Annotated in this window: 24 protein-coding genes and 1 riboswitch; of the genes, 21 read left to right on the plus strand and 3 right to left on the minus strand. The window is 72.7% G+C overall.

Translation table 11 applies throughout. The features are described 5' to 3' along the window. Positions 1 to 97: 97 nt before the first annotated feature. The 19 genes from pyrF to ACIBZJ_RS10175 all read left to right on the plus strand — a co-directional run bounded on the left by pyrF (position 98) and on the right by ACIBZJ_RS10175 (position 18,861). On the plus strand, positions 98 to 961 hold the full coding sequence (pyrF, locus tag ACIBZJ_RS10085; protein ID WP_395927628.1) for an orotidine-5'-phosphate decarboxylase: 864 nt from the start codon (positions 98 to 100) through the stop codon (positions 959 to 961). Between the two features lie 309 nt (positions 962 to 1,270). Then, positions 1,271 to 1,600 (plus strand): integration host factor, actinobacterial type, encoded by a 330-nt coding sequence (gene mihF, locus ACIBZJ_RS10090; protein WP_395927630.1) that lies wholly within the window; start codon positions 1,271 to 1,273, stop codon positions 1,598 to 1,600. Next, positions 1,590 to 2,186 (plus strand): guanylate kinase, encoded by a 597-nt coding sequence (gene gmk, locus ACIBZJ_RS10095; RefSeq protein ID WP_395927632.1) that lies wholly within the window; start codon positions 1,590 to 1,592, stop codon positions 2,184 to 2,186. Before mihF ends, gmk begins: the two co-directional genes overlap by 11 nt. A gap of 79 nt (positions 2,187 to 2,265) precedes the next feature. After that, on the plus strand, positions 2,266 to 2,556 hold the full coding sequence (gene rpoZ, locus ACIBZJ_RS10100) for a DNA-directed RNA polymerase subunit omega (protein WP_395927634.1): 291 nt from the start codon (positions 2,266 to 2,268) through the stop codon (positions 2,554 to 2,556). A 150-nt stretch (positions 2,557 to 2,706) separates the two neighbouring features. Next, on the plus strand, positions 2,707 to 3,918 hold the full coding sequence (coaBC, locus tag ACIBZJ_RS10105; protein ID WP_395927636.1) for a bifunctional phosphopantothenoylcysteine decarboxylase/phosphopantothenate--cysteine ligase CoaBC: 1,212 nt from the start codon (positions 2,707 to 2,709) through the stop codon (positions 3,916 to 3,918). A 114-nt stretch (positions 3,919 to 4,032) separates the two neighbouring features. Then, complete coding sequence (gene metK, locus ACIBZJ_RS10110) at positions 4,033 to 5,226, plus strand: methionine adenosyltransferase (protein WP_395927638.1); 1,194 nt, start codon at positions 4,033 to 4,035, stop codon at positions 5,224 to 5,226. Between the two features lie 41 nt (positions 5,227 to 5,267). Beyond that, complete coding sequence (locus ACIBZJ_RS10115; RefSeq protein WP_395927640.1) at positions 5,268 to 7,733, plus strand: primosomal protein N'; 2,466 nt, start codon at positions 5,268 to 5,270, stop codon at positions 7,731 to 7,733. A 171-nt stretch (positions 7,734 to 7,904) separates the two neighbouring features. After that, the gene (gene def / locus ACIBZJ_RS10120; protein ID WP_395927642.1) at positions 7,905 to 8,453 is read left to right on the plus strand and encodes a peptide deformylase; all 549 of its coding nucleotides are present in this window, start codon (positions 7,905 to 7,907) and stop codon (positions 8,451 to 8,453) included. Further along, positions 8,450 to 9,376, plus strand: a complete 927-nt coding sequence (fmt, locus tag ACIBZJ_RS10125; RefSeq protein ID WP_395927644.1) for a methionyl-tRNA formyltransferase — start codon at positions 8,450 to 8,452, stop codon at positions 9,374 to 9,376. Before def ends, fmt begins: the two co-directional genes overlap by 4 nt. A 161-nt stretch (positions 9,377 to 9,537) precedes the next feature. Further along, on the plus strand, positions 9,538 to 10,704 hold the full coding sequence (locus ACIBZJ_RS10130) for a hypothetical protein (protein ID WP_395927646.1): 1,167 nt from the start codon (positions 9,538 to 9,540) through the stop codon (positions 10,702 to 10,704). After that, on the plus strand, positions 10,641 to 12,806 hold the full coding sequence (locus ACIBZJ_RS10135; RefSeq protein ID WP_395927648.1) for a transcription antitermination factor NusB: 2,166 nt from the start codon (positions 10,641 to 10,643) through the stop codon (positions 12,804 to 12,806). The genes ACIBZJ_RS10130 and ACIBZJ_RS10135 overlap by 64 nt, the downstream gene beginning before the upstream one ends. Before the next feature lie 11 nt (positions 12,807 to 12,817). After that, entirely contained in the window at positions 12,818 to 13,492 is a 675-nt protein-coding gene (rpe, locus tag ACIBZJ_RS10140; protein ID WP_395927650.1) for a ribulose-phosphate 3-epimerase, read from the plus strand. Then, positions 13,489 to 14,526, plus strand: a complete 1,038-nt coding sequence (locus ACIBZJ_RS10145; RefSeq protein ID WP_395927652.1) for a response regulator — start codon at positions 13,489 to 13,491, stop codon at positions 14,524 to 14,526. Before rpe ends, ACIBZJ_RS10145 begins: the two co-directional genes overlap by 4 nt. 100 nt (positions 14,527 to 14,626) lie before the next feature. Beyond that, positions 14,627 to 14,758: riboswitch (FMN riboswitch) on the plus strand. A gap of 132 nt (positions 14,759 to 14,890) precedes the next feature. Then, positions 14,891 to 15,478 carry a riboflavin synthase gene (locus ACIBZJ_RS10150; protein ID WP_395927789.1) on the plus strand — a complete coding sequence of 196 codons (588 nt, stop codon included), beginning with the start codon at positions 14,891 to 14,893 and terminating at the stop codon, positions 15,476 to 15,478. Further along, positions 15,475 to 16,698: a bifunctional 3,4-dihydroxy-2-butanone-4-phosphate synthase/GTP cyclohydrolase II gene (locus tag ACIBZJ_RS10155; protein ID WP_395927654.1), complete on the plus strand. Its 1,224-nt coding sequence runs from the start codon at positions 15,475 to 15,477 to the stop codon at positions 16,696 to 16,698. Before ACIBZJ_RS10150 ends, ACIBZJ_RS10155 begins: the two co-directional genes overlap by 4 nt. Further along, positions 16,695 to 17,201 (plus strand): 6,7-dimethyl-8-ribityllumazine synthase, encoded by a 507-nt coding sequence (gene ribH / locus ACIBZJ_RS10160; RefSeq protein ID WP_395927656.1) that lies wholly within the window; start codon positions 16,695 to 16,697, stop codon positions 17,199 to 17,201. Before ACIBZJ_RS10155 ends, ribH begins: the two co-directional genes overlap by 4 nt. A gap of 47 nt (positions 17,202 to 17,248) precedes the next feature. Next, a complete protein-coding gene (locus ACIBZJ_RS10165; RefSeq protein WP_395927658.1) occupies positions 17,249 to 17,512 on the plus strand; it encodes a phosphoribosyl-ATP diphosphatase in 264 nt (87 codons plus the stop codon). 15 nt (positions 17,513 to 17,527) lie between these two features. Continuing rightward, complete coding sequence (gene hisG, locus ACIBZJ_RS10170) at positions 17,528 to 18,382, plus strand: ATP phosphoribosyltransferase (protein WP_395927660.1); 855 nt, start codon at positions 17,528 to 17,530, stop codon at positions 18,380 to 18,382. Continuing rightward, positions 18,370 to 18,861, plus strand: a complete 492-nt coding sequence (locus ACIBZJ_RS10175; protein WP_395927662.1) for a PH domain-containing protein — start codon at positions 18,370 to 18,372, stop codon at positions 18,859 to 18,861. Before hisG ends, ACIBZJ_RS10175 begins: the two co-directional genes overlap by 13 nt. 82 nt (positions 18,862 to 18,943) lie before the next feature. Here the strand turns inward: ACIBZJ_RS10175 and ACIBZJ_RS10180 are convergent, their stop codons facing one another. Next, positions 18,944 to 19,096, minus strand: a complete 153-nt coding sequence (locus ACIBZJ_RS10180; RefSeq protein ID WP_395927664.1) for a hypothetical protein — start codon at positions 19,094 to 19,096, stop codon at positions 18,944 to 18,946. Positions 19,097 to 19,268: 172 nt separating this feature from the next. Then, a complete protein-coding gene (locus tag ACIBZJ_RS10185) occupies positions 19,269 to 20,462 on the minus strand; it encodes a hypothetical protein (RefSeq protein ID WP_395927666.1) in 1,194 nt (397 codons plus the stop codon). 494 nt (positions 20,463 to 20,956) lie between these two features. Here ACIBZJ_RS10185 and ACIBZJ_RS10190 point away from each other — a divergent pair, with 494 nt between their 5' ends. Together ACIBZJ_RS10190 and ACIBZJ_RS10195 are read left to right on the plus strand one after the other, a co-directional pair. Next, entirely contained in the window at positions 20,957 to 21,253 is a 297-nt protein-coding gene (locus ACIBZJ_RS10190) for a hypothetical protein (protein ID WP_142707973.1), read from the plus strand. Positions 21,254 to 21,258: 5 nt separating this feature from the next. Continuing rightward, entirely contained in the window at positions 21,259 to 21,612 is a 354-nt protein-coding gene (locus ACIBZJ_RS10195) for a hypothetical protein (RefSeq protein WP_395927668.1), read from the plus strand. A 1,003-nt stretch (positions 21,613 to 22,615) separates the two neighbouring features. Here the strand turns inward: ACIBZJ_RS10195 and ACIBZJ_RS10200 are convergent. Beyond that, positions 22,616 to 22,765 carry a hypothetical protein gene (locus ACIBZJ_RS10200; RefSeq protein ID WP_395927670.1) on the minus strand — a complete coding sequence of 50 codons (150 nt, stop codon included), beginning with the start codon at positions 22,763 to 22,765 and terminating at the stop codon, positions 22,616 to 22,618. Positions 22,766 to 23,355: the final 590 nt, after the last annotated feature.

Genomic DNA, 23,355 nt, shown 5'->3' on the forward strand with positions numbered 1-23,355 from the left:
AGAGGCCCGCAGAGCGCCTCGGAGGGGTCGGCGGAGGGTCTCGGCACCAAAGCCGGGTCTGCGGGGCTCAGCGGCGGCGTTGCGGGGAAGGCGTCAAGTGAGCGTTAACACATCCCAGGTCGAGACCGGCGGCGACCACTTCGGGGCCCGGCTGGCGAAGGCCGTCGCCGAGCGCGGTCCACTCTGCGTAGGCATCGACCCGCACCCCGGACTGCTCGACGCCTGGGGCCTGACCAGGGACGCCGCCGGGGTGGAACGGTTCGCCCGCACGGTCGTCGACGCGCTCGCCGACCGGGTCGCGGTGCTCAAGCCGCAATCGGCCTTCTTCGAGCGGTACGGGGCTCGTGGTGTCGCGGTGCTCGAGCGGGTGATTGCCGACGCCCGCTCGGCCGGTGCCTTGGTGCTCAACGACGTCAAGCGGGGCGACATCGGCAGCACGATGGACGCCTACGCCGCCGCGTACCTGGACCCGTCGTCGCCGTTGTGCGGCGACGCGATGACCGCGAGCCCGTACCTGGGCTTCGGCTCGCTGGCGCCGCTGCTGGCCACCGCGGCCGCGCACGGCAACGGCGTCTTCGTGCTCGGCCTGACGTCCAACCCCGAAGGACCCCAGGTGCAGCACGCGGTCGCCGCCGACGGACGGACCGTCGCGCAGACCGTACTGGACGCGGTCGCGGACGCGAACGCGGGTTACGCCCCCTACGGACCGGTCGGGGTCGTGGTAGGCGCGACCGTGGGGGAGACCGGGCACGACCTGAGCCGGGTCGGCGGACCGTTCCTCGCGCCGGGCCTGGGGGCCCAGGGAGCGACCGCGGACGACCTCCGCGCGGTCTTCGGGGACGCCCGCCGGGCGGTGCTTCCGTCGGTCTCCCGGGAGGTGCTGCGGGCGGGCCCGGACGAGGCGTCGTTGCGCTCGGTGGCGGCCCGGGCGGCGGACGATTTCCGGGCTGTGCTTGCCTAGAAGAGGGCCGGGTTCGGTGCCCAAAACTGGCGCAGGTGTTGCCTACGCCACGATGGGTACTCTCCGACCTGCATGAACCCCTCGCGGCGAACCCTCGTTGCTGTCAGTGTGGAGTGTGTCATCGATCACTGTGACGTTCCGGTGCGGCCCGGCAAATTCGGGCATAGGTCTGCAAATCGCAGCTTTCTGCGGTTTCATGCCACGATTGGGCGGGAGCCAACACCGGGCCGCATTGCTTCCTGTCGCACTTCCTCGCTAGGTTCACGCGCTGGAATCGTCCGCTTCCCCAACGAACACCCGAGGTGACCTGTGGCTCTTCCGTCGTTGAGCCCCGAGCAGCGTGCCGCTGCTCTGCAGAAGGCTGCCGAGGCGCGCAAGCAGCGTGCCGCGGTCAAGGACAAGCTCAAGCACGGTGGCCTGTCCCTGTCCGAGGTCCTCGACTCGGCCGTAGAGGACGACGTCATCGGCAAGATGAAGGTCTCGGCTGTGCTCGAGGCGCTCCCCGGCATCGGCAAGGTCCGTGCCGTCCAGATCATGGAGAAGTTCAAGATCGCCGAGAGTCGGCGGGTGCGTGGCCTGGGTGACAACCAGAAGCGCGCGCTGCTCCAGGAGTTCGGCTCCACCTCCGGTGGACGCTGAATTTCCCGGCCTCCCGTCCCGCGCCGCTGATGCGGCGCGGCTGACGGTGCTCTCCGGTCCCTCCGGAGTAGGCAAGGGCAGCGTCGTGGCCGAGATCCGGCGTCACCACCCCTCGGTGTGGCTGTCGGTGTCGGTGACGACGCGCCCACCCCGGCCCGGCGAAGAGCACGGCAAGCAGTACTACTTCGTCAGCCGGGACGAGTACGACCAGATGGTGGCCGCCGGCGATCTCCTGGAACATGCGGAGTTCGCCGGCAACGGCTACGGCACCCCTCGGCGCGCCGTCGAGGAGCGCCTGGCCTCGGGGCTCCCCGCGCTGCTCGAGATCGAACTGCAGGGCGCCCGGCAGGTGCGGGAGGCGATGCCTTCCGCGCAATTCGTCTTCTTGGCGCCTCCGTCCTGGGACGAGCTGGTGCGCCGGCTCGTCGGGCGGGGCACCGAAGACGAGACCACGATCCGGCGCCGTCTGGATGCCGCCGTGGTCGAGCTCGCCGCGGAAAAAGAGTTCGACGTCACGATCGTCAACGTCAATGTCAGCCAGGCTGCCATCGAGTTGGTAGAGTTGCTGACCGTGCCTGTCCGCTGAGGGACGGTCGGGTGCTGAGGTGGGATTCTTCCCACGAGAAATCACAAATCTCCCGAATCCTTTTTGAGGCTGATCCGTTTTGTCCGGAACCGTCGCTGCTCCTGAGGGCATCACCAACCCGCCGATCGACGAGCTGCTCGAGAAGACCTCTTCCAAGTACGCGCTCGTGATCTACGCGGCCAAGCGCGCCCGCCAGATCAACGCGTACTACTCCCAGCTCGGCGAAGGCCTGCTGGAGTACGTGGGCCCGCTGGTGGAGACCAGCCCCCAGGAGAAGCCGCTGTCGATCGCGCTCCGCGAAATCAACACCGACATGCTCAGCCACGAGCAGACGATCGAAACCGATCCCATGGCAAAACATCACGGCTGATCCGCAGGCGGGCTCCGAGCCGGAGCGCGCGCCTGGCGGCGCTTCAACTGTTCGAGCATTTCGCGGACGATCGGCGGCTGCTGATCGTCCGCTTTGCTGTCGTGGGGGCATCAGGGTGGTCGACCGACCGCGCGTGGTTAAGTTCCTGGCGTGACCGAAGTCGTGCTGGGCGTGGCGGGCGGAATCGCCGCCTACAAGGCGTGCGAATTGCTCCGGCGGCTCAAGGAGTCGGGCCTGAACGTCACCGTGGTACCCACCGAGAGCGCGCTCGAGTTCGTCGGGGCACCCACCTGGGCGGCGCTCTCCGGGCGGCCGGTCGCCACCGACGTGTGGTCGAACGTGCACGAGGTGCCGCACGTCGCGCTGGGCCGCCGCGCCGACCTCGTCGTCGTGGCTCCGGCCACCGCCGACCTGCTGGCCCGCGCCGCCCACGGGCTCGCCGACGACCTGCTGACGAACACGCTGCTCACCGCCCGGTGCCCGATCCTGTTCGCGCCCGCGATGCACACCGAGATGTGGGACCACCCGGCCACGCGGGCGAACGTCGCGACGCTCCGGTCGCGCGGAATCGTCGTCCTCGAGCCGGCCGTGGGGCGGCTCACCGGCGCCGACACCGGCAAGGGCCGCCTGCCCGAGCCGGCCGAGATCGCCGACGTGGCCTTCTCGCTGATGAGGCGGGGGAGCGCAGCCCCCGACCTCACGGGCGTCCGGGTGGTCGTCTCGGCCGGTGGTACCCGGGAGTTCCTCGACCCGGTCCGTTACCTCGGCAACCGCTCGTCCGGACGGCAGGGCTACGCGCTGGCCAGAACCGCCGCCGCTCGCGGTGCCGAGGTCACGCTCGTCGCCGCGAACACCGCGTTGCCCGATCCCGCCGGCGTGGACGTCGTCCGCGTCGTCAGTACCGAGGATCTGAGGGAAGCGGTCTTCGCGGCGGCCACCGGCGCGGACGTGGTGGTGATGGCCGCCGCACCGGCGGACTTCCGGCCGGCCGACTACGTCGGCACCAAGATCAAGAAGACCGACGACACCAGCGCACCGACCGTCACCCTGGTGCAGAACCCCGACGTCCTGGCCGGACTCGTCCGGCGCCGGACCGGCCCCGGGCCGGTGATCGTGGGTTTCGCGGCCGAGACCGGCGACGCCACCGGATCGGTGCTCGACCACGGCCGGGCCAAGCTGGCCCGCAAGGGTTGCGATCTACTGGTCGTGAACGACGTCTCGGACGGGAAGGCGTTCGAGTCGGCGGAGAACGCGGCCGTGATCCTCGCCGCGGACGGAACCGACACCGAGTTCCCTCACGGTCCGAAGGAGGCGCTGGCGGACACCATCTGGGATCTCGTGGTGCCGCGGCTCACGCGCTGAGCAGCAGTGTTTCGATACCTCGACAACATGGCGTGAAGTCCACCGTACTTTCCGGGGCGTCCCCAGCGGATCGGTAGACTCGCGCCGATATACACCCTCAACCCTGGGAGCACCGTGGCCCGCCGTTTGTTCACCTCCGAAAGCGTGACCGAGGGTCACCCCGACAAGATCGCGGACGCGATCAGCGACGGCATCCTCGACGCGCTGCTGGCCCAGGACCCGCGTAGCCGGGTCGCGGTGGAGACGCTGATCACCACCGGCCAGGTCCACGTCGCCGGTGAGGTGACCACCGACGCGTACGCCGACATCCCCAGCATCGTCCGCGAGACGATCCTCGGCATCGGCTACGACTCGTCCAAGAAGGGTTTCGACGGGGCGTCCTGCGGGGTCAGCGTCTCGATCGGGTCGCAGTCCCCCGACATCGCCCAGGGCGTCGACGAGGCCTACGAGGCCCGGGTCGAGTCCGAGGAGGACGCGCTCGACCGCCAGGGTGCCGGTGACCAGGGCCTGATGTTCGGGTACGCGAACAACGACACCCCCGAGCTGCTGCCGCTGCCGATCGCGCTCGCGCACCGGCTGGCCCGGCGCCTCGCGCAGGTCCGCAAGGACGGGCTGATCCCGTACCTGCGCCCCGACGGCAAGACCCAGGTCACGATCGAGTACGACGGCCCGAAGGCGGTCCGCCTCGACACCGTCGTCGTCTCGTCGCAGCACGCCTCCGACATCTCGCTCGAGACGCTGCTCTCGCCCGACATCGCCGAGTACGTCGTCGCCCCGGAGCTGGCCGAACTGGGCCTGGAGACCGAGGGCTACCGCCTGCTCGTCAACCCGACCGGCCGCTTCGAGATCGGTGGCCCGATGGGCGACGCCGGCCTCACCGGCCGCAAGATCATCGTCGACACCTACGGCGGTTTCGCCCGCCACGGTGGTGGAGCGTTCTCCGGTAAGGACCCGTCCAAGGTCGACCGGTCCGCCGCCTACGCGATGCGCTGGGTCGCGAAGAACATCGTCGCGGCCGGGCTCGCCGACCGGGCCGAGGTGCAGGTCGCGTACGCGATCGGCAAGGCGCACCCGGTGGGCCTGTTCCTCGAGACGTTCGGCACCGAGACCGTCGACCCCGACCGGATCACGAAGGCCGTCAACGAGGTCTTCGACCTCCGTCCGGCCGCGATCATCCGCGACCTCGACCTGCTGCGCCCGATCTACCGCCAGACCTCGGCCTACGGCCACTTCGGTCGCGAGCTGCCCGACTTCACCTGGGAGAAGACCGATCGCGCGGCCGCATTGAAGGACGCTGCCGGCGCCTGAGGGTTCGGCGCCCTGTCAGGGGGTGCTGATAGACCAGAGGGATGACGTTGCCGGACAGGGAGCCCGCCGAGCCACCCGGCTCCGCGGGCTTCCCGCGTCCCGCGCCGGCCGCGCTCCCGCTCGACCTCGGCCCGGGTGGTGCTGCGGGGCCCTCGGCCGGGAAACCGTCCTCGCGCGCGTCGTCCCGCGCCAAGCCACCCCGCCTCCCGGAGGCGGCGCTCCCGCTCGACCTCGGCCCGCCCAGCCCCGGCCCCGGCCCCGGCGTCCGCACACCGTCCCGTGCGCAGGCGGCGCCGTCGGCGTCCGCGCCGACCGCTCCGGCGGAGGCGATCGCTTCCGCGCCGCTGCCGGACGCCGACCCGTCGGCGGGGCCGGCCGTTGCTTCGGCGGACGCCAATGCTTCGGCGGACGCCAATGCTTCGGCGGACGCCAATGCTTCGGCGGACGCCAAGCCCGCCGCGAAAAAGAAGCGCGCGGCGAAGCCGAAGGGGGCCCGGGAGCCCGCGGCCGAGTTGCCGGTCGCCCGGGTGTGCGTCGACCTGCCGCTCCCTCACCTCGACCGGCCGTTCGACTATCTGGTGCCGTCCGATCTCGCCGACACCGCGGTCGTCGGCGGCCGGGTCCGGGTGCGGTTCGCCGGCCAGCTGGTCGACGGCTTCGTGCTCGACCGGGTCGAGACCAGCGACCACACCGGCCGCCTGGCATACCTGGAACGCGCGCTCTCGGCCGAGCCGGTCCTCAGCCCGGAGATCGCGCGGCTCGCCCGCGCGGTGGCCGACCGCTCCGCCGGAACGCTCGCCGACGTGCTGCGTCTGGCGATCCCGCCGCGGCACGCGCGGGCCGAATCCGGTGCCCGCCGCGGTGGTGGCGTCCTTCCGGTCGACGCCGAGGGCCGCTCCCGTCCGCAGACCGACGGTTTCGGCCGGTACCGCGCCGGCCCGGGGTACCTGCGGGCGCTCGCCGACGGCGGGTCACCCCGGGCGGTGCTCGCGGCGCTGCCGGGCGAAGACTGGCCCCGTCGCCTCGCCGAAGCCGTGGCCGCGACGCTGGCCTCCGGGCGCGGTGCGGTCACCGTCGTGCCCGACGCACGCGATCTCGAACGGCTCGACACCGCGCTGGCCGACGTCCTCGGCCCCGGCCGGCACACGACGCTGGCCGCGTCGCTCGGGCCGGAGGAGCGCTACCGGCGCTGGCTGGCCGTGCGCCGGGGCGAGGTCCTGGCGGTGGCCGGCACCCGGGCGACGGCGTTCGCGCCGGTGCACGACCTGGGCCTCGCGGTGATCTGGGACGACGGCGACGACCTGCACGCCGAGCCGCGCGCTCCGTACTGCCACGCGCGTGAAGTCCTGCTGGTGCGGTCGCAACTCGCGGGCGCCGGTCTCCTGGTCGGCGGGTTCGCCCGCACCGCCGAGGCCCAGCTCCTGCTCGAAACCGGCTGGGCCAAGCCCCTCGAAGCCGACCGGGAGGTCGTCCGCGCGGCCGCGCCCCGGGTGGTGCCGGTGGGCGACGACCGCGATCTGGCCGCTGATCCCTCGGCGTCGGCGGCCCGGCTGCCGACGGTGGCCTGGCGGGCCGCCCGCGAGGCGCTGGCCGCCGAGTCCCCGGTGCTGGTCCAGGTGCCGCGGCGCGGATACGTCCCGTCGGTGGCCTGTGGCCGCTGCCGGCAGCCGGCCCGGTGCACGGTGTGCGCGGGCCCGCTGGAGCTGCGCGGCCGCCACGACGGCCCGGGTGCCGGCCGCGGCGACGGGGAAGTGCCGGCGTGCCGCTGGTGCGGGCACCTCGCGGGTGGCTGGACGTGCCCGGAGTGCGGGAACCGGGGGCTGCGCGCCTCGGTACTCGGGGCCAGGCGCACGGCCGAGGAACTGGGCCGGGCGTTCCCCGGCATCACCGTCCGCACGTCCGGGCGCGACGGTGTGCTCACGACGGTCGGGCCGGGGCCCGCGCTGGTGATCGCGACGCCCGGCGCCGAGCCGGTAGCCGAGGGTGGCTACGGCGCGCTGCTGCTGCTCGACACCTGGGCGATGCTCACCCGGGCCGACCTACGCGCCTCGGAGGAGGCGCTGCGCCGCTGGTCGAACGCGGTGGCGCTGGTGCGGCCCGCGCGGGCGGGCGGGCGGGTGGTGATCACCGCCGACGGCGCGATCCCCACCGTCCAGGCGCTGCTGCGGTGGGATCCGGGCTGGCACGCCGGCCGTGAGCTCGCCGACCGGGCCGAGCTGGGGTTCCCGCCGGTGACCCGCATCGCGAGCGTCACCGGGACGCCCGACGCGGTGGCCGACCTGCTGCGGCTGGCCGACCTGCCCGACGAGGCGGAGATCCTCGGCCCGGTGCCGGTCGAGTCCCGCACCGGCGCGGGCGACGAGGAACTCGAGCGGGCGCTGGTGCGGTGCCCCCGCTCGCTGGGCGGCGCGCTGGCCGCGGCCCTGCGCGCCGCCGCGTCGGTCCGCAGCGCCCACAAGGCCCCGAACCCCGTCCGGATCGAAGTGGACCCACTCGAGCTCCTCTGACGAACCGGCGCCCGACGCGGCCGAGCCCGAGAACCGCGGGCCCCTCGAGGACGACGAGCTCATCCGACGGCTGGCGGACCGGGCGTGCCGGCGGCAGCCGTAGACTTGAGTGCCGGCGCACGTTTGTGCGCCGAGTCCGTCGTGCCCGCGTCGTATCAAGGGGTAGTGAGCTTGTCTGTCCGTCCCATCCGGCTCTTCGGTGATCCGGTCCTGCGCACCCCCGCCGACGAGGTCGTCGACTTCGACCGGCAGCTGCGTCGGCTGGTGAAAGACCTCACCGACTCGATGCTGGAAGAGCGCGGCGCCGGCCTGGCCGCTCCGCAACTCGGCGTCTCGCAGCGGGTCTTCACGTTCAACATCGACGACGTGCTGGGGCACCTGGTGAACCCGGTGCTGGAGTTCCCCGACGAGGAGGAGCAGGAGGGTCCGGAAGGCTGCTTGTCCGTCCCCGGTCTGTACTTCGACACCAAGCGCCGGCTCAACACCGTCGCCAAAGGTTTCGATCAGCACGGAGAGCCGATCCAGATCGTCGGCACCAGCCTGATGGCCCGCTGCCTGCAGCACGAGACCGACCACCTCGACGGCGTCCTGTTCGTCGACCGGCTCGACCCGGCGACGAAGAAAGCGGCGATGAAAGCGATCCGGCAGGCCGAGTGGGCGAACCAGCCCGCGCCGGCCGTGAAGGTCAGCCCGCACCCGCTGTTCGGGAAGGCACGATGAAGCTCGTTTTCGCCGGAACACCGGCCGTGGCCGTGCCGCCGCTGGAACGGCTGCTGCGCTCGGAGCACGAGGTCGTCGCGGTCGTGACCCGTCCGGACGCCCCGGCCGGTCGCGGGCGGACGCTGCAGCGCTCGCCGGTCGGCGAGGTCGCGGACGCGCACGGCATCGAGGTCTTGACGCCGGTCAAGGCCGGTGACCCGGAGTTCCTGGGACGCCTGTCGCTGCTGTCGCCCGACCTCGTGCCGGTCGTCGCGTACGGCAACCTGGTGCCGCCGTCGGCGCTGCTCGTGCCCACGTTCGGATGGATCAACCTGCACTTCTCGCTGCTGCCGGCCTGGCGCGGCGCGGCGCCGGTCCAGCACGCGATCCTGCACGGTGACGAGCTCACCGGAGCCGCGGTGTTCCAGCTGGAGAAGGGGCTGGATACCGGACCCGTATTCGGGCAGCTGACCGAGGTGATCCGGCCCGACGACACGGCCGGCGCACTGCTGGAGCGCCTGTCGGCGGCCGGGGCCGAGCTCCTGGCGCAGGTCGTGGACGGCATCGCCGCCGGCGCGCTGGCGCCGGTCGAGCAGCCCGACCACGGCGTCTCGTTGGCGCCGAAGCTCACGACGGAGGATGCTCACCTCGACTGGGCGGTTCCGGCGTTCGCGGTCGACCGGCGGGTGCGGGCGTGCACACCGGCGCCGGGGGCCTGGACGACGTTCCGCGGCACGCGGATCAAGATCGGTCCGGTCCGGTCCGCGCCGGACGAGTCCCGGCTGGAGCCGGGAGCGCTCGTGGTGGAGCGGAAGCGCGTGCTGGTCGGCACCGCGACCGATCCGGTGGTGCTGGGCGAGGTGGTGGCGCCGGGCAAGAAGCCGATGCCCGCCACCGACTGGGCGCGCGGCGCGCGGCCCGAGGCGGGCGACCGGTTCGAGTGACGATTTTCTTCAACGCAAAGGTGCACCAGTGACCGAGCCGAATGGCCGCCCCGACGACCGCCCCACCGGGCGCGACTCCGCCGACGGCCGCGGCCGCCCCACGGGCCACAGCAACTCCGCCGGGGACGACCGCCCCGACCGCGGTGACCGTCCCTCGTCCGGTGACCGAGGCCGCGGCCCGCGTCCCGACCGCGGTTCCCGGCCCTCCGGCGGCGGCCGCTTCGACCGCGGTGGTGATCGTCCCGACCGGGGTGGTGACCGGGGCGACCGGGGTGGTGACCGGGGCGACCGGGGTGGTGACCGGGGCTCTCGTTCGGATCGGGGCGACCGGCCGTTCAACGGGGGGCGGCCGGATCGCGGCGGTAGTGGCAGTGATCGTGGCGGCAGTGATCGCGGTGGCAGTGATCGCGGTGGCAGTGATCGTGGCGGTGCGCGATCGGACCGGCCCTTGGGGGGTGGCCGTTCCGGCGGCGATCGTGGCTCCCGTCCGGATGGTGGCGACCGTCCGTTCGGTGGTGGCGACCGCTCGTTCGGGGGTGGCCGTCCTGATCGGGGCGGTGACCGCCCCGATCGTGGTTCCCGTCCGGATCGTGGCGACCGTCCGCGCGGGCCGCGGGCTGACCGTGGCGATCGGCCCTTCGCAGGCGGCCGAAACTCGGGCAGCGACCGCTCGAGCGACGCCCGCCCCGGCCGCGGGGGCGGCTCGTTCGGGACCGGCCGCTCCGACCGCGGCGGCGACCGCCCGAGCGGCGACCGCCCCTACGGCCGTGACCGGTCCGGGCCGGGAGACCGTGGAGCCGGCCCTCGTCCGGACCGCGGCGACCGTTCCTTCGGCAGCGGCCGTTCCGATCGTGGCGACCGTCCTGATCGCGGCGACCGTTCGTTCGGTGGTGGCCGTCCGGATCGTGGCGACCGTCCGGATCGTGGTGACCGTTCGTTCGGTGGTAGCCGTCCGGATCGTGGCGACCGTCCGTTCGGTGGTGGCCGTCCCGACCGCGGTGGCGGCGACCGGCCCGACCGCGGTCCACGCCCCGACCGGGGCGGCAGCGACCGTCCGGACCGTGGTGACCGTTCGTTCGGCGGCGGACGCCCGGACCGCGGTGCCGGCGGCCGTCCTGACCGCGGCGACCGTTCCCGCGGCCCGCGCGAGGACCGTGGTGACCGGGGACGTCCGGGCGACGACCGGACCAAGCGCGCCTGGGGCTCGTACCAGAAGGCCGACCCCGACCCGGCACGACGGGCCGCGTTCGACGCGCTCGTCGCGGTGGCCTCGCGCGACGCGTACGCGAACCTCACGCTCCCTCCGCTGCTCGTCGAGCGGGGTCTGACCGGTCGCGACGCGGCTTTCGTCACCGAACTGACCTACGGCACCCTGCGCCACCGGGGCACCCTCGACGCGATCCTGGCCGGGGGCAGCAGCCGCCCGATGGAGGAGGTCGATCTGCGGGTGCTCCAGGCGCTCCGGCTCGGCGCGTACCAGCTCCTGTTCACGCGGGTGCCGGATCACGCCGCTGTCGCCGGCACGGTCGAGGTCGCCCGGGTGGCACTCACCGACGGACCGGCGCGGTTCGTCAACGCGGTGCTCCGCCGGGTCTCCGAGCGAACGCTCGACGAGTGGCTCACCGAGGTCACGCCCGACCTCGCGACCGATCCGGTCGCGCATCTCGCGGTGCGGTACAGCCACCCGGAGTGGGTGGTCCGCGCCTTCGCCGACGCGCTCGGCGAGAGCGTCGAGCAGCTCGCGCTGGGCGACAGCGAGACCGCGAGAGCGCTGGCCGCCGACAACGAGCGCCCGACGGTCGACCTGGCCGCCCGCCCCGGGCGGATCAGCCCTGACGACCTGGCCGCCGAAGTCCGGTCCGACCTGGGCCGAACCCCCCGCCGCGCCCGGCCCGACACCGCCCCCGCCGCCCTCCCCGCCGCTCCCGGCCCGGTCCCGGCCGACGGCTCCGCCTCGCCGGCCGATGCCTCCGTCCCGGCGCCCGTGGCGGACGGTTCCGCTGCAGATCCTGCGAGCGGCTCCGCCGAAGCGCCCGCCGACAGCTCCGCTGCGCCCCTGGCGAGCGACTCCGCGGTCGCTTCCGCGGACGGCACTCCGGGCGGCTATGCGGTAGCTACCGCGGGCGGGCCGGTGAACGCTTCCGCGAGCGACCCCGCTGAGGGGCCTGCCGTGTCCTCTGCCGGGGAGCCCGCTGCGGATCCTGCCGAGCACCCGGCCGAGGCCGCTGCCGCTGCCGACGAGCCCGCCGCACGCGACGCGACGCTCGAACAAGGCGCCCCGCCTTCCGCGACGCCCCCCGCATCCGACCCCGTGCCCGCTGCATCTGATGCCGTGCCCGCTGCTGCGCCGGCAGCATCTGATGCTGTGCCCGCTGCCGCGCCGGCCGTGCCCGCCGCATCCGCTGCCGCGCCGGCGGCCTCCGACGGCGTTGCCGCGCCGGCAGCCTCCGACGCCGCTGCCGCGTCCGACGCGTCCGCTCCGTCCGACGAGCCGTCCGGCGCGTCCGTTCCGGCCCCCGCCGGCGGGCCCCCGGCCGCGACGCACGGCGGTGCGGCCCCCGCCGTCAGCGGTGCGGCCCCCGCCGTCAGCGGTGCGTTCCCCGCCGCCGGCGGGGCGGCCCCGACCGCCGACGACGGGGAGAACGACCTGCTGGGCCGCTGGTCGCCGGTGGCCGTCAAGCTCCCCGAAGGCGCCCCCGGCGACGTCAAAGCCATCGCCGACGGCCGCGCCCACGTCCAGGACGAAGGCAGCCAGCTCTGCGCCTGGACCCTCGCCACCGCCCCGCTCACCGGCACCGACGAGCGCTGGCTCGACCTCTGCGCCGGACCCGGCGGCAAGGCCGGCCTCCTCGGGAGCATCGCCGCGCAGCGCGGCGCCCACCTCACCGCGGTCGAGATCACCGAACACCGGGCCAAGCTGGTCCTCGACGCGACCGCCGGGCTCCCGGTGACGGTGCTGCACACGGACGGGCGCGATGTCGGCAAGCACCCGGAGCTCCCGGAGAACGGCTTCGACCGGGTCCTCGTCGACGCGCCCTGCACCGGCCTCGGCGCGCTCCGGCGGCGGCCCGAAGCCCGCTGGCGCCGCCAGCCCGGCGACGTCCCGGCACTGGCCAAGCTCCAGCGCGAGCTCCTGCTGGCCGCGCTCGAGGCCGTCCGCCCCGGCGGCCTGGTCGCGTACGTGACCTGCTCGCCGCACCTGGCCGAGACGCGTGTTCTGGTCGCCGACGTCTGCAGGCGCACGAACGCCGAGCCCCTCGACGTCCGGACGGTGCCGGAAGCCCGGAAGGCCAAGGACGCGAACCCGGCGACGGCGGGAAGCACGGCGAGCCGGGTGAGCCTGACGTCTCTCCAGCTCTGGCCGCACCGTCACGGAACCGATGCGATGTTCCTCTGCCTGCTCCGCAAGCCGGAGGAGCCCGCCCCGTAAAATCCCACAGCGTGGAGCTATTCGTCGCACCGAGCATCCTGTCCGCTGACTTCGCCCGGCTGGCGGAGGCCGCGCAAGCGGTCAAAGGTTCACCGGGCACGCCCGGCGCCGATTGGCTCCACGTCGACGTCATGGACTATCACTTCGTCCCGAACCTCACGCTCGGCCTGCCGGTCGTGAAGAGCATCAAGGCGTCGACCGACATCCCGCTCGACTGCCACCTGATGATCGAAGACCCGGGGCGCTGGGCGCCGACCTACGCCGAGGCGGGCGCGCACAACGTCACGTTCCACGCCGAGGCCACCGACGACCCCGCCGCGGTGGGCCGTGACCTGCGCAAAGCCGGTGCCAAGGCCGGGCTGGCGCTCAAGCCCGGCACCCCGCTCGAGCCGTACCTGGAGATCTTGCGGGACTTCGACACGCTGCTGGTCATGACCGTCGAGCCCGGCTTCGGCGGGCAGGAGTTCCTGGCCGAGGTGCTCCCGAAGGTCACCGAGGCCCGCAAGCGGGTCGAGACCGGGCATCTCGACCTCCGGATCGAGGTCGACGGCGGCATCAACGCCGACACGATCCACGCGGCCGCCGAGGCCGGTGCCGACACGTTCGTGGCCGGCTCCGCCGTCTACAACGCGGCGGATCCGGCCGCCGCGGTCGCCGCGCTCCGCACCGCGGCGGCGATCCGGTGACCGGAGCGGCGGGTGATGCCGTCGGTGCGTCCCCGCACGGCGAGGGGCTGGTGCTCGTCGTCGACGACGACACCGCGATCACCGCGCTCGTCGCGATGAACCTCCGGTTCGAGGGCTTCGAGGTCCTGGTCGCGAACGACGCCCGCGGTGGGCTCGCCGCCATCGAACGCCACCGTCCGGACCTCGTTCTTCTGGACGTCATGATGCCGCGCGTCGACGGCTACGAGCTCTGCCGTCAGCTCCGGGCCTCTCCGCTCACCGCCGCACTGCCGATCATCATGCTGACGGCCAAGGATCTCTCGGCCGACCGCATCCAGGGCCTCACCGCCGGTGCCGACGACTACATCACGAAGCCGTTCGACCTCACCGAACTGATCGCCCGGGTACGCAACACGCTGCGCCGCAACCGTGAGATGCGCGACGTCTCCCCGCTGACCGGCCTCCCCGGCAACACGCGGATCCTGGACGCGATCGCCGAGCGCATCGCCGCGCGCCAGGATCACGGCTGGGAGTACGCGGTCTGCTACATCGACCTCGACAACTTCAAGACGGTCAACGATGTCTACGGCTTCTACCGCGGCGACCAGATGCTCACCGCGGCCGCGGCGGCCCTGCACACGTCGACGATCGGCGTGGCCGGCACCCAGCCGTTCCTGGGCCACATCGGCGGCGACGACTTCCTGGTCGTCTGCACGCCCGAGCAGATCACGCCGATCACCGACCGGGCGATCACGCTGTTCGACCAGGCCAGCCGGGTGCTCTACGACCCCGACGACCTGGCCCGCGGCTACTTCGAGGTGCTCGACCGGCAAGGCCGGTTACGCCGTCACGGGCTGCTGACGCTGTCGATCGGCGTCGCACTCTCCACCCAGCGCCGCTTCGCCGACCACCGCGAGGTCGTGGCCGCCGCCAGCGAGATGAAGTCGGTCGCGAAGCGGACTCCTGGGTCGATGGTGGCTGTCGATCGTCGAAAAGATCCTGAACCGGGTCGAGGCTCGGACGCGCGGAGCCTGGAAGGCACCGCGGAACCGTGATCCATGTCGCACACGCCGGGCCGTGCGCGAGGGGTCGTGGAAGGATGCCAAGTAACGGTGGGATTTCCACCGGAATCAGTGACAAGGATCAGAAAGCAGTACGCGCGCTCCGGGGTCGGTGAAAGTCCGAACCGGCGGTGACAGTCCGCGACCCGCAATCCCTCACAGGTGAGCGGTTGACCCGGTGGAACTCCGGGACCGACGGTGAAAGTCCGGATGGGAGGATGCGCGCGGGTGTCGAGGCGTGCCCCCGTTCGGTGATCCGAGTTCGGTGATCCGACGCGGCCGGGCCCGCCGGTGCCCGTGCTTGCCTTCCGCGATGCGTCTCCGGAGCCCGTTCGAGGCGAAGGAGGCACGGCTGATCATGTTCACCGGAATCGTGGAAGAACTCGGCACGCTCGCCGACGTCGACCGGCTGGAGCGGGCGGCCAGACTCACGCTGAAAGGGCCGCTCGTCGCGGCCGACGCCCACGACGGTGACTCGATCGCGGTCAACGGCGTCTGCCTGACCGTCGTCGGGAGCACCGCCGACTCGTTCACCGTCGACGTGATGGCCGAGACGCTCGACCGGTCCGGGCTCGGGCGGCTGGCCCCCGGCGACCCGGTCAACCTGGAACGAGCCGCGACGCTCGCCACCCGGCTCGGCGGCCATCTCGTGCAGGGACACGTCGACGGGGTCGGCACGGTGCTGGAACGGCGGCCGGACGCGCACTGGGAACTCGTCCGGATCGGCCTGCCCGCCGACCTCGGCCGCTACGTCGTCGAGAAGGGCTCGATCGCCGTCGACGGCGTCTCGCTGACGGTCACCGCGGTCACCGCGGAGTGGTTCGAGGTCAGCCTCATCCCCACCACGCTCGCGGTGACCACGCTCGGGACCAGCCCGGTCGGCGCGGTGGTGAACCTCGAAGTGGACGTCATCGCGAAGTACGTCGAGAAGCTGGTGAGGTCATGACTGGATTCGGCACCATCGAGCAGGCGATCGCCGACGTCGCCGCCGGTAAGGCGGTCGTCGTCGTCGACGACGAAGACCGGGAGAACGAGGGCGATCTGGTGTTCGCCGCGTCCGCGGCGACCGAGGAACTGCTCGCGTTCACGATCCGCTACAGCTCCGGGGTGGTGTGCGCGCCGGTGACGGCGGCGGACGCCGACCGCCTCGACCTCCCGCCGATGCACCACACCAACCAGGACAGCAAAGGCACTGCCTACACCGTTTCGGTGGACGCCAGGAACAAGGTCACGACCGGGATCTCGGCGGCCGAGCGGGCCCACACGATCCGGCTGCTGGGCGATCCCACGGTCACGGCCGAGGCGTTCACCCGCCCTGGCCACGTCTTCCCGCTGCGCGCGGCCGAGGGCGGCGTGCTGGCCCGGGCCGGCCACACCGAGGCCGCGATCGACCTGGCCCGGATCGCCGGGCTGCACCCCGCCGGCGTCGTCAGCGAGGTCGTCAACGACGACGGCACGATGGCGCGCGTGCCGGAACTGCTGACGTTCTCCGCGGAGCACGGCCTGACGCTGATCACGATCGCCGACCTGATCACCTATCGCCGGAAGACCGAGTCGCAGGTCGAGCGGACGGTCCAGACGCGGCTGCCGACCCGGCACGGGGAATTCCGGGCGATCGGGTACCGGAGCACGGTCGACGGCACCGAACACGTCGTGTTCGTGGCCGGGGACGTCGCCGGCCCGCAGGTGCTGGCCCGGGTCCATTCGGAGTGCCTCACCGGCGACATCTTCGGCAGCCTGCGCTGCGACTGCGGCCCGCAGCTCGACTCGGCTCTGGCCGCGATCGCCGCCGAGGGCCGGGGAGTGGTGGTCTACCTGCGCGGACACGAGGGCCGCGGCATCGGTCTGCTGTCCAAGCTCCGTGCGTACGCGCTGCAGGATTCCGGCGCCGACACGGTCGACGCCAACCTCGAGCTCGGGCTTCCGGTGGACGCCAGGGACTACGCGATCGGGGCGCAGATCCTGCTGGACCTGGGCGTGCGGTCGGTGCGGCTGCTGACCAACAACCCGGCGAAGCAGGCCAGCCTGGAGTCGTACGGTGTGACCGTGGCGGACCGCGTGGTCCTGCCCGCGCACGCGCAACCGGAGAACGTGCGGTACCTGCGGACGAAACGGGACCGGATGGGGCACGACATCATCGGACTACCGGACGGAGCACTGGCATGAGCGGGGGCGGAGCGGTCGACCTGGGTGCGGTGGACGCCGCGGGACTGCGGCTGGGCATCGTCGCGGCCCGCTGGCACTCCCGGATCGCCGACCGCCTGCTCGACCGGGCGCTGGCCGCCGCGGCGGTCAGCGGCGTCACCGACGTGGTCAGCGTCCGGGTCGCCGGAGCGGTCGAGCTGCCGGTCGTCGCCCAGGAGCTGGCCCGGCGGTGTGACGCGGTGGTGGCGCTGGGGGTCGTGGTCCGGGGCGGCACACCGCACTTCGAGTACGTCTGCGACGCGGTCACCGCCGGGCTGACCCGGGTAGCGCTGGACGCGGGCACTCCGGTCGGGAACGGCGTCCTGACCTGCGATACGTCGGAGCAGGCGCACGACCGGGCCGGTTTCCCGGACAGCGCCGAAGACAAGGGCCGGGAGGCCACCCTGGCCGCGCTGGACGCGGCGGTCGCACTCCGCGACCTCCGCCAGGCCCCGGTGCCGCAGGTGGGCTTCGGTGTCGGCTAGCTAACCAGGCGCCCGGGGTGCGCGCCGGCGCATGAAACACTACGGACGTGAAAACGTTCGATGCGCTGTTCGCCGAGCTGTCGGCCAAGGTGGCCGCGGGCACCCCGGGCTCCGGCACGGTGGAGGCGGTACGGGCAGGCGTCCATACCGTGGGGAAGAAAGTCGTCGAGGAAGCGGCCGAGGTCTGGATGGCCGCCGAGCACGAGTCCGCCGATCGGACCGCGGAAGAGATCTCGCAGCTGCTCTACCACCTGCAGGTCCTGATGCTGGCCCGCGGGCTGAGCCTCGACGACGTCTACGCCCACCTGTAGAAGGAGCCTGCGGGCATGCTGCGCATTGCCGTCCCCAACAAGGGCTCGCTCTCCGAGCGAGCCACCACGATCCTGTCCGAGGCGGGTTACCGTCAGCGTCGCGACCCCAAAGAACTCGTGCTGGTGGACGCCGAGAACGAGGTCGAATTCTTCTACCTGCGCCCCCGCGACATCGCGGTGTACGTCGGCTCCGGCGACCTCGATCTCGGGGTGACCGGGCGTGACCTGCTGCTCGACTCGGGTGCCGACGCGGTCGAGGTGCTGCCGCTCGGGTTCGGCGCGTCGACGTTCCGGTTCGCGGCCCGGCCGGGCACCGTTTCCTCGGTTCTTGATTTGGATGGCCGCAGGATCGCCACCTCGTACGCGGGGCTGGTGCGCTCGCACCTGGCCGACCACGGCGTCACGGCCGAGGTGATCCGGCTGGACGGCGCGGTGGAGACCGCGATCCGGCTGGGGGTCGCCGACGTGATCGCGGACGTCGTCGAGACCGGCGCGACCCTGCGTCAGCAGGGCCTGGAGATCGTCGCCGAGCCGATCCTGCGCTCGGAGGCGGTGGTCATCCGGGGCAAGGGCCGCTCGGAGTCCGGCGACGACCACCGGGTCGACCAGCTGACCCGCCGGATCAACGGCGTCCTGGTGGCCCGCCGGTACGTGATGCTGGCCTACGACGTCGAGCTGGCCCGCCTGGACGACGCGGTGGCGATGACACCGGGCATCGAGGGCCCGACGATCTCGCCGCTGCACAAGGACGGCTGGGTGGCCGTGCAGGCGATGGTGCCGCGCGAAGACACCAACCGGATCATGGACTCGCTGTACGACCTGGGTGCCCGCGCCATCATCGTCACGTCGATCCACGCATGCCGGCTGTGACCCGGCCGGAGATCGTCCGGTCCCGTCCGCACCGGCTGACGATCGTCTGCTGGATCGTGGCGGTCTCGATCGTGGTGCTGTTCGTCGTCGTCGCGGTGCTGCTCGGGCGTCCGGTGCACGACGCCGAAGCCGAGGCGGACGCCGGGGGACCGTTCGGTATCGGCGACCAGATCGGCATGGTGTTCCTCGGGATCCTGCTGGCCGGTGGCGCGCTGGCGTTCACTCGCCCCCGCGTCGTCGCGAACGCCACCGAGGTGCGGGTCCGGAACGTGATCGGCGGCATCACCGTGCCGTGGACGCTGGTGCGGGCCGTCCGCTTCGACCGGCACTCACCGTGGGCCGCGCTGGAGCTCCTCGACGACGAGCTGGTGTCGGTGCTGGCGGTGCAGGCCGCCGACAAACAGCTCGCGGTGGAGGCCGTGACGGGCCTGAGGCGGCTGCACGCAGCCGCCTGGGACGGATCTCCGCCGGAAGACTGACCGGGCGCACGGGGACGCGACAGCGCCGCTCGGCGGCGAGCCGCTTCTGGACTCGCAGCCGGGCGGCGCGGTGACGTACGTACTAAGCCAGGTTGGTGACGAACGAACTGAACCCGCTGGCGATGTTCACCAAGCCATCACCGAGGGACCGAACCACGCCGGCCGCGTCACCCGGTTGGGTCACGACGAAGAACACCAGCAGGGCAATCGCTCCCCATTTGAGGAACTTCTTCATTTCACGCCTCCTCGCAGCGGGGGTTGGCGCCCACCAGCACTGCTGCCGCAGAGTCACAGCTCGTCTACCAACAGTTAGAATCTAACACGTTGATATGACTTGGTGACTCGTTGGCTGATTGTGTCCGATGACTGATCGCTCGGGGTGGGCACTCGGCCATTCATTCACGTGTTCAACCGGCTTCTCCCGCGCCGGGCTCAGCCGATTTGTTGACGGCGTTATCTTCAGTGATCGCCGTCTCCTCTTCGTCGGGCAGGACCGTCAACTCGGCGGCACCCGCGCGCGTCAGGGTACCGACCGGAGCGCCCGGTTCGGAGTACCCGACCAGCGCGAAGGACGGCAGTCCTAACAGGGCCGAGCCGCCGGCCGGGGTGCCGACCGCGAGAAACCACCCGTCGGCCTCGTCGTGGTACATCCAGCCCGCGTCGAGGCCCGGATACCCGGAGGGCTCCACAGTGGCAGCAGCGACGTCCGTGGCGGGGTTGGCGGTGGGTGTGGGGGCCGGGGTGGCTCGGGGGTTCGGTGGGGCTTCGGGATTCGCGGGGGCTTCGGGGGCCGGGGCGGCTTCGGACTCGGGTGGGGCTTCGGATCCCGGTGGGGCTTGCGATTCCGGTGGGGCTTGGGATTCCGGTGGGGCTTGGGGGTCGGGGGCGGCCGGGGAGTCCGCCGGGGTGGGCGGGTAGCCGACGGCCGGGGCTTGGGCCTGGGGTGGGCGCGCGGCGGGGCGGGGGCGCGGGGGGACCGGGACCAGACGGGTCGAGGCCCCGTAGGGCGAATCGTCGGCCGGTGGCCGGGGAGCGGGTGGCCGGGGAGCGGGCGGCCGGCGGGCGGGCACGTCGGCGGCGCCGGCCCCGGGCGGTTGCTCCCGGTCGGACCGCGAGGGCCCGTTACGAGCCCCGCCGCCCTCGGGCCCGGCGTTATTCCGGCGACCGTCGCGCGGGGTGGCCGGCAGCGCCGACGGACGACGGGCGCCCGCGGTGAGCGCGGCCCGCTTCGGGGGTGCCGAGATCGGACGATGCGTCTCGTGCGGCACCTGCCGCAACCGCCGTTCCTCGACCCGGTCGGCCAACCGCGCGAACCCGCCACCCACGACCGCGAACAGGATCACCCCGGCGACGATCGCGGCCAGCAGCGCGGTCGCACCGTGCCCGGGCGCCAGCCGCCAGCACAGCACCGCCCCGGAGACGCTGGTCAGCAGGAATCCCAGCAGGGCGGAGAGCGCGGCCGGGAACTGGGTGTTCGATCTCTTGCGGGGGCCGTCCGTCCGGACCGCGGCCCGCGCGTGCGCCAGGATCACCGATCCGCCGAAGGCCAGAAGTAGGCCCAAGCCGAGCGCGATGGCCGCGACCAGCGTCGTCCTGTTCACCGGTCCCTCCGGACACTCGGTGCAAGCACGTGAGGTGCGACGTCGCCGGGAACCGCCGGGCCGCGGGAAACAGGGTATCGGGTCCCACACCGGACGATGATGCCCAGTGGGGGCAATGAGGCCGCTGCGGCTGAGCGTCCCCATAGTGCAGTTCGTCGGTAGACGGGGGCCGGAGGGCGGCCCCGGTGAGATCCCGCACCCTCCGTAGCCGGACCCGTGAACGTACCGGTTCACCTGATGAAGGCGGTTGACCCCGCACCACCTGCGGGTTGATCCTCCGTATCGGTGAGTGTGGGCCGTCCGAGCGGGGACGATCGGCGGTCCCAATCGGTGAACGGTGTTATTACCAACTCCCCGGCCGTAGCGGTAGCGTGTCTTAGCGTCACCAGAGAGGTGGTGGTACGTCGGCATGCCGATCGGCGGATGCGGGAACCCAGTAGTGTCCGTGGCCGTGTAAGGGCCGAGGAGTCGGCGTACCAATGCGGGAGGTACAGATGCTGACCCACGTGATCCAGGCGACCGCAGGGATTCCTGACGGGATTCTCGCCGCGGCTGACCCGGGCGGCACCACGTTGAACACTGACGGCATCGTCGGGTTCATCGTGTCCAAGATCGTGCCGATCCTGCTCGCGGTGGTCGGTGTGATCATCTTGAGCAGGTCCGGCAAGGGACAGTGGTCGCAAGCGTTGACCACTGGGGGCATCGCCATCCTCGGAATCGTGTTCATCGCCGGCGCGGGGCTGCTCTTCGCGTTCGGGGAGGGCATCGCCAAGCTCGCGCTCGGAGGCTGAATCGGATGCGGCTGCGCCCCGACGACGACATCTACCGCGCGAAGCTGCTCTTCCTGGGTCCGAAGGGCTTCACGCTTCCGGTGCACCTGCCCTATGTGGCATATCCGTTGTTCGCCGTCGTCCTCGCCGTGCTGATGTTCCTCCGGTGGGTCATCACCAGGGACGTCGAGCTGTTCCCCGCGATCGAGATCGCCCTGTCGATCGTCCTGACCTCAGTGATCCTGCGGCAGGTGAGTCCTGACCGCCCGGTCCGGGCGGTGCTGCGCACCGCGGCCACGGACTGGCGGCGCGATCGTGCCGCCGAGATGCGCGGCGGCCGGGCCCGGTCCAGGATCGTCGTTCGGGAGACCATTCGATGAGCGGACGCCACTCCCGGGGGGACGCCGAGCCGGCGAACACCCGGGACGCACAGACCAGCGCTGAGGAGAGCTCGGCGGATCGTTCGCTGCCGGAGTCCGGGAGCGAACGCGAGAGCGTGTCGGCCGGTGCGAGGAACGGTTATCCGGTGTTCCGGCCGGCGGGTGCTCCGTCGCGGCCGGCCAACGCAGGAGTGACCCGGATTCCGCCGAACGGCCCGCCGCCGGCGGGGGGTCCGTCGCAGGGTGGGTCCGTGCCGTCCGAGGGTGTGTCGCGGGCGGGGGACGGGAACCAGGAGTCCGGACAGGATCCGGAGACCGGAGCGCCGTCCTCAGGGGGGTCAGGGGAGCGCCAGGCCTCGGGGGTGCCGCGGGGCGGGGTGCCGGGCTCGGCGGCCGATTCGGTGGGCGATTCGGTGGGTGACGAGGAGCCGCGGTCCGAGCCGGGCCCGGGCCGGGCGGGTGGGGTAGGGCAGGAGACGGCCGCGAACGATCAGGACGGGCCGCGGAGTGGTGGTGCCGCGCCGGGCGGACTGGCCAGTGGGCCGCCGCAGGCCGGCGCTTGGCAGGGTGTGCCGCAGTCGGGTGTGCCGCAGGCCGGGGCTTCGCAGTCGGGTGTGCCGCGGGCCGGGACTTTTTCGGGGGTGCCGCAATCGGGGCCGCCGCAGGCGGGGGCTTCGCAGGCGGGGCCCTCGCAGGGCGGGGCGCCGCAGTCGGGTGCGCCGCAGTCGGGGCCGCCTCGGCCGGGGCCGTTCCCGCCGCGGATCATGCCTCCGGGAGCGCGGCCGAACTACGGCCAGCCGCCGAATCCGGCGGTCAATCAGCCGTCCGGTCCGCATCGCGTGATCAATCAGCCGTCCGGCGCCTACCCGGTTCTGCCCCCCAATCCCGGCGGACCACCGCCGCCCCACCCTGGCGTCCACCAGCCGTCCGGCACGCACCAGGTGCTGCCGCCGGGCGTGAACCAGCCGTCCGGGACGCACCAGGTGCTGCCGCCGGGCGTGCATCAGCCGTCGGGCACGCACCAGGTGCTGCCGCCGGGCGTGAACCAGCCGTCCGGCACGCACCAGGTGCTGCCGCCGGGCGTGAACCAGCCGTCCGGCACGCACCAGGTCTTGCCGCCGGGCGTGAACCAGCCGTCGGGGGCGCAGCGCATCGTGCCCCCGGGCAATGTTCCCCCGGGCAATGTGCCGCCCGGCGTGAATCAGCCCTCGGGCACGCATCAGGTGCTGCCGCCCCACACCGGATCCGGGCAGCGTCCCGGCCCCCACCCGGGCGGAGTCCCGGCCCAGGGCTACCCGAACCGTCGCCCCGGAGGCCCAGGACCACAGTCCGGCCCCGGGCCGCAGGGCCGCCCCCCACAAGGCCGCCCGCCGCAGGGCCCCCAATCCCAGGGCCCCCAATCCCCGGGGGGACCTCAGCCCGGTCAGGGCAACACCGGTCCGGGCCACTGGGGCCCACCCGGCGGACGCCCCGGCCCCGGCACCGTGCCACCTGGAGTGGCCCAGCCGTCCGGCACGCACCCCGTCCTCCCGCAGAACGCCGCCCACCCCCACTCGGCGCCCCCTCACTCCGCACTTCAACGTCCCAACCCCCGCCCGGTCTCCGGCCCCGTCGTCGGCCCGACCGCCCCCAACGGTCCGGGCGGCCCCTCCGGCCCCCCGGGCGCACCCGCCCCCGGCGAAACCGGTGGCCCGAACAGCGGCCCCACAGTCCCCGGCCCAGACAGCGGCGGCGGCCCCGCGG

It is taken from the genome of Cryptosporangium sp. NPDC051539, assembly GCF_044454545.1.
GTDB lineage: Bacteria > Actinomycetota > Actinomycetes > Mycobacteriales > Cryptosporangiaceae > Cryptosporangium.